This is a genomic window from Rossellomorea vietnamensis (assembly GCF_008180415.1).
GTDB classification, from domain to species: domain Bacteria; phylum Bacillota; class Bacilli; order Bacillales; family Bacillaceae_B; genus Rossellomorea; species Rossellomorea vietnamensis_C.
On the sequence record NZ_VTEI01000001.1, the window covers coordinates 486,208 to 499,140 of the forward strand.

Here is a 12,933-nt window from a genome sequence, read left to right on the forward strand (position 1 = left end):
TGCGGTGAAAATGCCGGCTCCCTCTCCTTCCCTTTCGGTTGGAGAAGGAGCCGGTGTTTTTTTGTTAAACTTTATCCCTTTAAAGCACGACCAGGGACAGTCCCTCTTCGCGCTTTAAAGGGATAAAGCGGAATTTGGGCAGGCCGCTCGTATTTTGGGTTTTCCGCTCGTATTTATGAATAAAGCGATCGTATATGTGCATACTCCGCTCGCAAAAGTGAATAACCCGCTCGTATACTTGCATATCCCGCTCGCATAGCCACTTCGTCGGTTGGAGAGGGAACGGAGCGTTTGGATCGGAGATGGGGAGTGCGCTCATATTTTGGATTTCCCGCTCGTATTTGTGCATAATGCGATCGTATATCTGCATACTCCGCTCATAAAAGTGCATAACCCGCTCGTATTCTTGCATACACCGCTCGCATAGCCACCTAACCCATACAATGAGCGCCTAACTTCGTCTCTTTCAGGTGACATAAACCGAATTTCCACCGTGGGTAACCCCATAAATCACTTTTTATAAACAATCATCGCGGAAAAACAGTAGATTTGCTCATCATCCACTTCTTCCGGCATCGCCGCCACATGATATTTGATATCGACAATGCTGTCTTCATCCACCGACTTCAAAAACTTATTCATATCCTTTTCCAAATCCTTTTCATGCTCATAATCGAATACTTTTACCTGGATCATGATCATTTCTCCCTTTTCACATATTTATTAGCATTTTAGACATTTTTTCTAATTTTCAGTCATGTGTCTATCAGTTTAAGTACATCATAATGCTGAATGGCATGTATCTACCTGGGCTCGATGGGTACACGAGTTGCACCTAAACCTAGAACTCATGTATCCACAACGACTCGCCGGGTACATGAGTTGCATCAAAACCCGAAACTCATGTATCTACAACAGCTCGTTGGGTACACGAGTTGCATCAAAACTAGGAACTCATGTATACACAACAGCTCGATAGGTACACGAGTTGCACCTAAACCCGTAACTCATGTGTCCACAACGGCTCGCCGGGTACACGAGTTGCAGCTAAACCCGTAACTCATGTATCCACATCGACTCGCTGGGTACATGCGTTGCATCAAAACCAGGAGCTCATGTATCCACAACGGCTCGATGGGTACATGAGTTGCACACTAACCAGGAACTCATGTATCCACATGGTCTCGCTAGGTACATGAGTTGCACACTAACCAGGAATTCATGTATCCACAACGACTCGCTGGCTACACGAGTTGCAGCTAAACCCGTAACTCATGTATCCACATAGGCTCGATGGGTACACGAGTTGCAGCTAAACCCGTAACTCATGTATCCACACCGACTCGCTGGGTACACGAGTTGCACACAAACCAGGAACTCTTGTATCCACAACGGCTCGATGGGTACATGAGTTGCATCAAAACCTGAAACCCATGTATCCACATGGTCTCGCTAGGTACATGAGTTGCTCCAATACTAGGTACTCATGTACCCACAGACACACGCTGGGTACACGAGATGTATCAAAACCAGCAACTCATGTATCCACGTCGGCTCACTGGGGACATGTGTTGCATCAAAACCAGGAACTCATGTATCCACAACGGCTCGATGGGTACATGAGTTGCATTAAAATCAGGAACTCATGTATCTACAACAGCTCGCTGGGTACACGAGTTGCATCAAAACCAGGAACTCTTGTATCCACAACAGCTCGCTGGGTACACGAGTTGCACCTAAACCACAAACTCATGTATCCACAGACACACGCTGGGTACACAAGTTGAACCTAAACCTGAATCTCATGTATTCAAACCGACTCACCAAGTTCACGATTCACACCAAACCAGAAACTCCTGTACCCAAAAAATAACTCCAAAAATAAATTGACTTTTCCATCCAAGGAAAATATAATACTTAAAAATAATGAAACATTGAGAAGGATCAGTAGGATGATCCAGTCATTGAAAGAGAGGGAGCTCCCGGCTGCAAGGTTCCCATTGGCTTCCATCCGAACCTGCCTTTGAGTTCTGTAGCGCATACAGCGGTTCAAACCGTTATCATGATATGAGAGTAAAGCTTTGCTTTGAATCAGGGTGGTACCGCCAGTTTTTCTGGTCCCTGACATCGCAGGGCTTTTTTTGTTTTTATAAGGCTCTTTTCGAAAACTTTATTGCTAGTTAATATGGATTTCGGAAAATAACGGCATGATTCCCCAGAAATATCTTCGTAAACAAGAAAGAAAAGAGCTGCAACCTCTGTTTAGAGAGGAAACTCTTAGTATCAGGGGAAAAATCCGGCTTTCGGGATTTTTCCGAAAGCAACATTATATGCGAAACAATCTTTAAAAAATATGGAGGTGCAAGGAATGGGAAAAGAGTTTGTAAAGAACATCACTGGCATGGATGAAGATTTTGCTCAGTGGTATACCGATGTAGTCACAAAAGCTGAATTGATCGATTATTCCAGTGTCCGGGGGTCAATGATCATCCGCCCCTACGGCTATGCTCTTTGGGAAAATATCAAAGATGCACTCGATAAAAGAATAAAAGAAACCGGGCACGAGAATGTTTACATGCCTCTTTTCATACCGGAAAGCCTTCTGCAGCGAGAGAAAGATCACATTGAAGGGTTCGCTCCAGAAGTCGCCTGGGTCACGCACGGCGGTGAAGAAGAACTTCAGGAACGTCTCTGTGTCCGCCCGACATCAGAAGTCCTGTTCGGCGAGCACTATAAAAACATCATCCATTCATACCGTGACCTTCCAAAGCTATATAATCAATGGGCAAACGTTGTAAGGTGGGAAAAAACAACGAGACCGTTCCTGCGCACTCTTGAATTTCTTTGGCAAGAGGGCCATACATGCCATGAAACAGATGAAGACGCTCATGATGAAACAGTAAAAATGCTTGAGGTATATGCGGAGCTTTGTGAGAACATTCTCGCCATCCCTGTCATCAAAGGACAAAAAACAGAAAAAGAAAAGTTCGCAGGAGCCAAATACACTTATACCATCGAAAGCCTGATGCACGATGGAAAAGCATTGCAGTCCGGGACCTCCCACCATCTAGGTGACGGGTTTGCCAAAGCATTCGGCATCCAGTTCTCCGACCGTGAAGGCAATCTTCAATATGTGCAGCAAACGTCATGGGGATTCACTACCCGAATTATTGGAGCGATGATCATGGTCCATGGTGATGACCGCGGCCTTGTCATTCCGCCAAAAGCTGCTCCGACTCAATTGATGATCGTGCCAATTGCCCAGCACAAGGAAGGCGTATTGGACTTTGCCTACAACCTGAAAGACAGATTAGCAGGTACCGTTCGGGTAGGTATCGATGCCAGTGATAAAAAGCCTGGCTGGAAGTTTAATGAATATGAAATGAAAGGAATTCCTCTTCGTCTGGAGGTCGGCCCTCGGGATATTGAAAATAACCAAGTCGTCATTGCACGCCGAGATACTGGGGAAAAAGTGACGGTCAGCCTTGATGAGCTGGAAAGCAAAATCGCCGATCTGCTCGATGACGTACAGAACAGCCTGTTTGAAAAAGCTCTTAAACACCGAGAGGAAAAAACAAGCATTGCCTTGAACTTTGAAGAATTTGCGGAAAAATTGGATTCCAACAAAGGATTCATCAAAGCCATGTGGTGTGGTGACCAGGTTTGTGAAGACAAAATCAAAGAAGAAACTGGTGCAACCTCACGCTGCATACCGTTTGAAGAAGAGAAAGTTTCAAATGATTGTGTATGCTGCGGCAAGGAAGCGAACCAGCTTGTTTATTGGGCTAGAGCTTATTAAATAGAAAAAGGATGCCCGTTTTTGATAAGGGGCATCCTTTTTCTCAATTCACTTAATCATCTGGTCAGCAAGGTCTATCAACACTTCACGCGTATCATATTTTTCAGAATTTGAAATGTAGATGTTGATATCAATACCTTCTTTATTCTCAAATTTCATTGTTCCCCCATCTTCTCCTATATTTAATTCGCCTGATACTCCTTTTTTGAGTTCTACTTGCTCAAGAGACTGATTTCCCTGTCCTATAAACTCCTTATCAAAATCAAAGGCTTCAACAAAAATGACCTCAACGCCATTGGCTGCCCTAAATTCCACTGAAATATCTTTCCCATCTGAATTCGATTGGAAATGCCAGTCATAGATTCCATCCACGATAAACTCTGCTTCAAAAGGAAGGTTTTCCGGCAGTGTCAATTGGAATGGCAACGCATTTAGAGCATCCTCAACTGAATCTGCATTATAAAGTTTGGGCTGCCTGCTTTCTATTTCTTCCCTCTGCTCATCAGACAACCCATCAGGCCCAGTGCTTTCACTTACACTTTCTTTCAAAAGAGAAGTATCCAATCTATCAGGCTGCCTGTCTGCCGAAAATGGCAGGATTCCAGTCTGGCTGCCTATTATGCCAAGTACCAGTAGAACCGCCGCACCTGCGAGACCCCAGCCTACTAACTCGGGAAACCATCTTCTCTTTGGCAGGAGAGTGTGATTGTCCTCTATCTTGGTGAGCAGTTCCTTTTCCTCTTCTTTAGAAAAAACCCGTCCTTCTCCGATATGATTGTGAATTGCATCATGAATTCGCTTATTATTCATAGAGATCGCCTCCAAGCTTTTGGTTCAAAAGGTCACGGGCACGGGATAATCTGGTTCTGATCGTAGAAGAATTCATTTCAAGTATTTCTGATATTTCTTCAATTTTTAACTCTTGATAATAGAAAAATATGATGACTTCCCTGTATTTCACCGGAAGAGCAAATACTGCTTCACTCAACTCTGTTTTCTGCTGCTGTTTCAGCAAGTAGTGTTCGGGGCTCTCTGTTTTTGAATTTGAGGAGAAAGTATTCGTTAACAATAGCTTCTTATAATGCCAGCTTCGGAGATAATCCTTCGCTTTATTGGCCGCAATAGATAGAATCCATGCTTTTGCTGAGTTTTCCTTTTCCAAGGTATCCATCTTTTGAAAAACAGTGATGAATACTTCCTGTACCAAGTCCTCTGCCGCACTCCAGCTTTTCACGTATGAGTAAATCAGCCTCTTAACATCCTCGCCGTATTCGGTGACGAGGTCTCTGATTGATCGCTCTTTTCCTGCACCCTGTTCAGCACTCTTTGTCATATCACACCACCATAAATCGTATTTTCACTTAACAGACGATTGCCGCTTGTGAAAAGTCCCATTTTCTTTTGAAAAACTTCACTTTACCCCTTTAAAGTGCTGAGAGTGACTGTCCCTCTTAGCGCGTTAAAGGACTAAAATCTGCTAGTTCTGGAAAGTTTATCGGCGAACCGCTTTAACTTATCGGCGCTTTTTAACTTTTATCGGCGTAATTTTGGATTTATCGGCGTTTTCACGACTTTTATCGGCGTAAATCCAGATTTATCGACCAAGCGACAAATTTCGACACGAACATTCCGCACCTTATGTTCCTCACCACAAGCCCCTGCCCCAAGCAAAACAAAAAAAGCACGCTCGAGAGCGTGCTTCCAACTAACTTAAACGCATTTGTCCTTTGGCTGTGTTTCGCCTTCCCACTCGAGCATGCCGCCTTCCATGTTGACGACTTTGAAGCCGCGGTCATGCATGAACTGGCTGACTTTGCCGCTGCGGTTGCCGGAACGGCAGATGAGGATGTACTCTTTGTCCTTATCGAACTGATCAAGAGATTCTGGAATATCTCCCATTTTGATGTGTTTTGCTTTTGGGATCATGCCCTCTTCTACTTCTTCGTCTTCACGAACGTCGACAAGATCAAGATTCGCTCCCTCATCCAGCATTTTCTTCAATTCATCTGTTGTGATTGTTTTATAGCTCAATATGTACCCACCTTTCTTCATTATTTTTTCATTATATCAGAGCTCTATGCACGGGAAAAATAAGAAGGCCGGCACCAAAAGCGCCGGCCGGGATTAATTAGTTTGCTACGATGTTAACAAGTTTGCCAGGAACAGCAATCACCTTGCGTACAGTCTTGCCTTCGATAAACTCCTGAACCTTTCCATCTTGAAGGGCAATTTCCTGAAGTTCATCTCTACTGATGTCGCGTGGGACAGTCAGTTTGGCACGAACTTTTCCATTCACCTGGAACACAATTTCGATTTCGTTGCTGACAAGCTTTGACTCATCATATGAAGGCCACTCTGCATAAGCTAATGTTCCTTCATGGGCAAGCTTGCTCCACAGTTCTTCGGCAAGATGCGGAGTAACAGGTGCAAGCATTTTAACGAAGCCTTCAATGTACTCTTTTGGAAGTACGTCTGCTTTGTAAGCGTCGTTGATGAAGACCATCAACTGGGAAATTCCTGTGTTGAAACGAAGTCCTTCGAAGTCTTCTGTCACTTTTTTCACGGTCTGGTGGTAGCTCTTTTCGAGATCTTTGTTCGTTTCGTCTTTGACTTTTTCGCTGATGCTTCCATTTTCGTCTACTAGAAGTCTCCATACACGATCAAGGAATCTGCGGGAACCGTCCAATCCGTTTTCACTCCAAGCGATTGAAGCTTCCAGAGGTCCCATGAACATTTCGTACATACGAAGAGTATCGGCACCATGAGAGGAAACAATCTCATCTGGATTCACGACGTTTCCTTTGGATTTACTCATCTTTTCGTTGTTTTCCCCGAGGATCATCCCTTGGTTGAACAGCTTTTGGAATGGCTCTTTTGTTGGCACTACGCCGATATCGTAAAGGAATTTGTGCCAGAAACGTGCATACAGCAAGTGGAGCACAGCATGCTCTGCTCCGCCGATGTACATGTCGACCGGCAGCCAGTGGTTCAGGTTCTCTTCACTCGCAAGTGCCTCCTCATTATAAGGATCGATGTAGCGAAGGTAATACCAGCAGCTTCCCGCCCATTGCGGCATGGTATTCGTTTCACGGCGTCCTTTTTTCCCTGTTTCAGGGTCTGTGACATTGACCCACTCGCTGATATTGGCAAGAGGTGATTCACCAGTTCCCGAAGGCTTGATTTCCGTCGTTTTAGGTAGTGTCAGCGGCAGATCTTCAACAGGAACTGTCGTTGTCGTGCCGTCCTCCCAGTGGATGACCGGAATCGGCTCGCCCCAATAACGCTGGCGGCTGAACAGCCAATCTCTCAAGCGGTAAGTCGTTTTCTTCTCACCGACACCTTCTTTTTCAAGCCACTCGATTGCTTTTGTGATTCCCTCTTCTTTTCCAAGACCATTAAGGAAATCAGAATTGACATGCTCACCGTCGCCTGTGTACGCTTCTTCGTCCACATTTCCGCCGGCTACAACTTCTTTGATAGGAAGCTCGAATTTTTTCGCAAATTCATAATCTCTTTCATCATGCGCTGGAACCGCCATGATCGCGCCTGTTCCGTAACTCATCAATACATAGTCGGCAATCCAGATCGGCATTTTCTCGCCGTTGATCGGGTTGATCGCATAGGCGCCAGTGAAAACGCCTGATTTATCTTTTGCAAGGTCTGTACGCTCAAGGTCACTCTTCGTTTTCACTTTATCAATATAAGCAGCAACCGCTTCTTTTTGCTCGCTCGTTGTGATTTCGTCCACCAGCCCATGTTCAGGAGCCAGCACGGCATACGTTGCACCGAAAAGGGTGTCGGGGCGGGTTGTGAATGCAGTGAACTTCTTATCAGTGCCAGCAATGGCAAAGTTGACTTCCGCTCCTTCAGAACGGCCGATCCAGTTTCGCTGCATGTCTTTAATGCTCTCCGGCCAGTCAACCTCTTCAAGGTCTTCAAGAAGGCGGTCTGCATAAGCCGTGATTTTCAGCATCCACTGCCTCATCGGACGGCGCTCTACTGGATGTCCGCCGCGCTCACTCTTCCCATCAATGACTTCTTCGTTTGCCAGAACCGTTCCAAGTGCAGGGCACCAGTTAACGGCAACTTCATCGACATAAGCAAGATCTTTTTCATAAAGCTTTGTAAAAATCCACTGTGTCCATTTATAGTAATGAGGATCCGTTGTATTGACTTCGCGGTCCCAATCATAAGAAAATCCAAGAGCCTTGATTTGGCGGCGGAATGTGTTGATGTTCTTCTCAGTGAATTCTGCCGGGTCGTTACCAGTATCAAGCGCATACTGCTCTGCCGGCAGGCCGAATGCATCCCAGCCCATCGGATGAAGGACATTGTATCCCTGCATTCTCTTCATGCGGGAAAGGATATCTGTCGCCGTGTATCCTTCCGGGTGCCCTACGTGGAGGCCGGCACCTGATGGATACGGAAACATATCCAGTGCATAGAATTTCGGTTTATCCTTTTCGGTTTCAGTTTTGAATGTTTTTTGTTCTTCCCAATAATGCTGCCACTTTTGTTCGATGTCTTTGTGGTTAAAGCTCATTGTGGGGAACCTCCTTTTTTGATAAAAAATAAATTACTGTTTCAATCACTTTGCTTTTCCTAAAAGGGTTCGTTGATTTCCGCTACAGGATGCTCGACTCCTCAGGGCGGTCGGTGAGCATCCTCGGCTTTGCCTGTGGGGTCTCACCTGCCCGCTGCTCCCGCAGGAGGTCGCTCATCCTTCCGCTCCAATCAACTCTGTAGAAAAACCCATTTTTATACTGAAAAGCATAACCCTTTAAAACCATTAAAAAACAAAAAAACTCCCGCCCCAATTATTAATAAATAATAATTGGGACGAGAGGTCTTTGATAAACTCCCGCGGTACCACCCAGATTAGTGTACACGCACTCACTTGATTCCATCCTTAACGCGGAAAACGGCAGGCATTACTTAGGTTCACACCCGCAACTCAAAGGCGAGTTCATGATGGTATCCGGTTGACTTGCACCTGCCGTCAACTCTCTAAAACGGTTCCTCATCACTACTATTCCTTATCAACGTTGAATTCTATACAACTATTGTATTCACTATTTTATGCAAAAGTATACGGAGTTGCAAGCCTAAATAGATAAATATTTTCTTTAAGGCTCTTTTCATAAGCTTTGCTGCTATTTGATACTAATAATTTCGATAAAATTTGGTAACACCGCGAAGAAAAGAGCAGCCCTTCCCCGTTTAGAGTTAAAACTCTTAGTATATGGGGATAACCGAAAGCAACATTATATACGAAAACAGCCTTCTTTAAAGACGAATTGGTGTTTGAATATTCGAGTCTGTAAAAAGTAATACTACTTATATTTGAGTATGAAACATTCAGCATTCCTCCATACTATTAGATATGCTTCAATTACGATTTTGGAGGAATGAGTATGATCTACACTCTGCATTGGGTTTACTTTATCATTATGGCAGCAGGAGCTGTTTATTTTTATGTGTTAAGCAGAAATCCTCAAGGCGTACCACGGTATGAATATGTAATAGCTACTTTCATTCCTTGCTGGTCAGGGGCCGCCTATTTGTCAATTGCTTTAGGGCAGGGCTTTCTTGAATCAAATGAAAGAGTAATATACTTTGCCCGATACCTGGATTGGGTTGTAACTCCCCCCTTATTGCTCCTTGCTTTGGCACTTACAGCAATGTTCTATAAAAAGGAGAAAGATAAGGCTCTAATCGGTTCCCTCATAGGAGCAGATGTGTTTATGATCCTCACAGGTTTAATCGCAGATTTTTCTACTGGAGCTCAAAAATACATATGGTATTCTCTAGGGGTGCTGGCACTTCTGATAATCCTGTATATCATCTGGTATCCTTTAAGAAAAATAGCGAAATCCTCGAATAAACAATTAGGTAAACACTATGACCATACTCCCTTATACCTTACCGCTTTTTGGTTTACTTATCCGACGGTTTGGTTATTAGGGCCATCTGGTTTGGGTCTTACTCAAAGTGGAATTGAGATCCTTGCATTTATTATTTTACCTATTTTCTCTAAAGTAGGTTTCAGCATTTTAGATCTTGGAGGGCTAAGAAAACTTGGGTTACAAAAAGAGAAGCCGCGGACGGTTCAAATGTAATTTTTTGTAGTACCAGCCCCTAGATACAGGGAATAAAAAACAGGACTATTCTTCAGTTTTGGAGGACAAAACTAGAAAAAGCAGTCCAAAATGGTCTGCTTTTTTACTATGCATACGTCAAAATTTTATTAAATGAGTAAGTCACCAAAGGAAGGGAACTTAAATAAAGGAAAATTGCTGGGGAGAGGTAAATAAGGGAAGAATTTTCCGTTAAGCATGCTCCGCAACCCTATTTTCATGTTTTTTTAGTAAAATAGAGGAAAAACCTTCCTCTATTTTACCTGTTTTTTCCGACATTTTTAAAATAAGGGAAATTTCTTCCCTTATGCTATAAGCTCATGGTGCTGGTTCTCATTTGGTCCGAACTTTAAAATTCTTTATGGTTTTTGATACCATTCCGCAAGTGAATTCGCCAAGCAAATCAAAAGGCTTCAATATTTATTTCAGTGTTCTCAAATCGTAATACGATTTTAGGTGCGAAAACACATTTAAAAGCAAAAGATAAGCCGTATTAACAATAAAAAAAGCCTACAAATAATGTTGTTAATTCGTAGGCTAAAAGATTTACATATTGCACCTTTAAACTGAACTACTTATCAAATAGAGAAAAGTCCTTTTGATTAAGAGAGTGATACTGATACTGCTTCTTTCTTCTTAAGAGACTTGTCATAGACTGCTGTAAAGATAATTGCAACGGCAAATAATCCAATTAAAGCGGTGAATAGGAATGAAATCCCGAAACCATCCACAAGCAGCCCGCCTAATACTGGTCCGATCATCCTTCCGCCAGTAGCTGTACTGTTGACAATCCCCTGGTAGAATCCTTCCCTGCCCTTTGGAGCAAGGTCATTGGCAATGGTAGGAACTGCCGGCCAGATGAGCATTTCCCCAATGGTCATAATGATCATCGCGATCGCAAACATCTGGAAAGCTTCGGCCGTCGCAGCCACACCGAACGAAATCATGAAAATGACAATTCCAATCTGAATCTGCATCTTTAAGTTATTTTCAAAGCGGCGGATGATCTTGGACAGAATCGGCTGTGCCAGGACGATCAATCCTCCATTGATGGTCCACAGCAAGCTGTATTGCTTCAGGCTGATATTGATTTCCTGCGTATAGCTTGCGATGGTCGACTGCCATTGCACATAGCCGATCCAGCACAGGATATAGGCTGAACAGATCAAGATCAATGCTGTGAATTTAGCTTTATTTTTAATAAAAGCACCTTCTTGGATCACTGAAGTCTGCTTTCCGGTATTCACACTGATGTTCTTGTAGCCAAAGAAGGCGATCAAGAAGAAGACAACATACATAATCAAGTTTGCTAGAAAGATATATTGAAAGGAATAAGAAGCAACGAACCCTCCGAGTGCGGCACCGACCGCGACACCGACATTCTGCGCAACATAGATGGCATTGAATGATTTGCGTCCGCCCTCAGGCCAGACAGATCCTGCCATGGCGTAGACTGATGGAAAAACAATCCCAGAACCAAAACCGACGATTGCAAGAAATATAATATAGTGCGGCCATCCGTGATAAAAATTCATTCCGACAAGAGCCAGCAACGTAATGATGATTCCCGTTAAAATTGAACGGTATCCACCGATTTTATCAAAGAGGCTTCCTCCAAACAGATTTCCGATGACACTTGCCCCGGCATTCAGCATAAGGACCAATCCCGCGACTGATAACGACTTTCCGAGATGTGAATTAATATATATCGCATTCAGCGGCCATAAGAACGATGCTGCCGTGACATTTACCATCATACCGGCAATCAGCAGCCACAATGATTTAGGCATAAAGAACGCTTCCCTTCCCTGAGATATTTCGATTCCCAAAATGAATTATAGGGCTTTTCAGAGCACTGCGCAATACACTTTGGAATAGAGAGATAATTCCAAAAAAGACTGGGCTTCTAAGCGGGTTTGGAACTGGTCATCAGCATGATTATCTGGGAAGGCTTTGAAGGGCAGCTGACAGCTTTTGCTTTAATTTCCTTTTTCCCCGCACCGGTTTTCCTTTTTACCTTTTCAATTTCCTTTGTTTTACTTTTCCCTGAAGTTCCATGCTGTTCGGCGGACGATCACTACTTCTGCCAGAACCCCTACAACTCCTCGGTTTATGTTTCTTTTAACAGCGAATGTTTTCGATAAGCTTTGAAGTAACTTCTCCAAAAAAAGGCCGCCATAATTGCGGGAAGCAGCTTCATGAGGACAAATGGAGTTTCAAATAAGAATGCTTTCCAAAATAATGAGCCGTCCATGCTCCACAGCCCTTCATGATATAACTCAGCATCGCTGTAGAGCATAAATGAATAAGCCAAAAACACAGTGCCCAGCCAAAAGGAATAATTCATCAATCTTCTATAATATTGACCCTGTGATTGCCGGTCAGAGAAGATTTCATTTTGATCATCGTCTTCTTTTTGCCAATACCGTATGCCGCTGAGCCAAGGTCCCTTTAAATAGTTCCACCCAAAATCCTCATAAATCCCTTTGTATTCTGCGAGCTTTTCCTTAGGCAGATTATCTTGATAATCAAGCCGCATGACATATCTCTTGTCCGTTTGTTCGAATGTGTAAATTCCCAATCCACTAATATGGGTGCAGCGATAGCCTTTCTGTAATTGCTCGTTCAGCCATTGCTCTTCATTCTCGATATTAAAGAACAGTTTAAACTTCTTCACTTCATTCACTTCCTTCATACAAGGATAAAATATGCAAAAGCCTTTCTTGTTCTATTTTCAAAACGGCTTTTCCTTCTGAAGTAATCATATAGATTTTTTTCCGGCCGGAATTTCCAACAGGTTCAATCCAGCCATGCTTATTCAAGTTTTCAATCGCCCCATATAACGTACCAGCCGCTAATATAACGCTGCCATTGCTTAATTTTTCTATCTTCTGCATGGCGGCATATCCATGGAGCGGTTCACGCAGAGCCAATAAAATATAGTGCATGGTTTCAGATAACGGCAATAATTTATGTTTCATACTTTCACCCTCTATT

General features: G+C 43.5%; 10 protein-coding genes and 2 other annotated features. Of the genes, 2 read left to right on the forward strand and 8 right to left on the reverse strand.

Features of this window, described 5'->3' with window-relative positions; translation table 11 throughout:
* Positions 1–510: 510 nt before the first annotated feature.
* The gene (locus tag FZC78_RS02265) at positions 511–696 is read right to left on the reverse strand and encodes a sporulation protein Cse60 (RefSeq protein WP_148938062.1); all 186 of its coding nucleotides are present in this window, start codon (positions 694–696) and stop codon (positions 511–513) included.
* Between the two features lie 1,229 nt (positions 697–1,925).
* Positions 1,926–2,126: a binding site (T-box leader), on the forward strand.
* Between the two features lie 242 nt (positions 2,127–2,368).
* Here FZC78_RS02265 and proS point away from each other — a divergent pair.
* Positions 2,369–3,799 (forward strand): proline--tRNA ligase, encoded by a 1,431-nt coding sequence (gene proS / locus FZC78_RS02270; RefSeq protein WP_148938063.1) that lies wholly within the window; start codon positions 2,369–2,371, stop codon positions 3,797–3,799.
* Positions 3,800–3,847: 48 nt separating this feature from the next.
* Here proS and FZC78_RS02275 read toward each other — a convergent pair whose 3' ends face one another.
* From FZC78_RS02275 to leuS, 4 genes are all read right to left on the reverse strand, one after another.
* On the reverse strand, positions 3,848–4,609 hold the full coding sequence (locus FZC78_RS02275; RefSeq protein ID WP_148938064.1) for a hypothetical protein: 762 nt from the start codon (positions 4,607–4,609) through the stop codon (positions 3,848–3,850).
* Positions 4,602–5,132, reverse strand: a complete 531-nt coding sequence (locus FZC78_RS02280) for a sigma-70 family RNA polymerase sigma factor (protein WP_148938065.1) — start codon at positions 5,130–5,132, stop codon at positions 4,602–4,604. The genes FZC78_RS02275 and FZC78_RS02280 overlap by 8 nt, the downstream gene beginning before the upstream one ends.
* Positions 5,133–5,509: 377 nt before the next feature.
* Positions 5,510–5,851 carry a rhodanese-like domain-containing protein gene (locus FZC78_RS02285; protein WP_148938066.1) on the reverse strand — a complete coding sequence of 114 codons (342 nt, stop codon included), beginning with the start codon at positions 5,849–5,851 and terminating at the stop codon, positions 5,510–5,512.
* A 76-nt stretch (positions 5,852–5,927) separates the two neighbouring features.
* On the reverse strand, positions 5,928–8,342 hold the full coding sequence (gene leuS, locus FZC78_RS02290) for a leucine--tRNA ligase (RefSeq protein WP_148938067.1): 2,415 nt from the start codon (positions 8,340–8,342) through the stop codon (positions 5,928–5,930).
* 289 nt (positions 8,343–8,631) lie between these two features.
* Positions 8,632–8,851 (reverse strand) — a binding site (T-box leader).
* A 362-nt stretch (positions 8,852–9,213) separates the two neighbouring features.
* On the opposite strand from leuS, the gene FZC78_RS02295 reads away from it, so the two are divergent.
* Positions 9,214–9,918, forward strand: coding sequence for a bacteriorhodopsin (locus FZC78_RS02295; protein ID WP_187444767.1), 705 nt, complete (start codon positions 9,214–9,216; stop codon positions 9,916–9,918).
* Positions 9,919–10,538: 620 nt separating this feature from the next.
* Here the strand turns inward: FZC78_RS02295 and FZC78_RS02300 are convergent.
* The 3 genes from FZC78_RS02300 to FZC78_RS02310 form a co-directional block, all read right to left on the reverse strand.
* Entirely contained in the window at positions 10,539–11,726 is a 1,188-nt protein-coding gene (locus FZC78_RS02300; RefSeq protein ID WP_148938069.1) for an MDR family MFS transporter, read from the reverse strand.
* 320 nt (positions 11,727–12,046) lie between these two features.
* A complete protein-coding gene (locus FZC78_RS02305; RefSeq protein ID WP_148938070.1) occupies positions 12,047–12,613 on the reverse strand; it encodes a DUF2812 domain-containing protein in 567 nt (188 codons plus the stop codon).
* Between the two features lies 1 nt (position 12,614).
* Complete coding sequence (locus FZC78_RS02310) at positions 12,615–12,917, reverse strand: PadR family transcriptional regulator (protein ID WP_148938071.1); 303 nt, start codon at positions 12,915–12,917, stop codon at positions 12,615–12,617.
* Between the last annotated feature and the right edge of the window lie 16 nt (positions 12,918–12,933).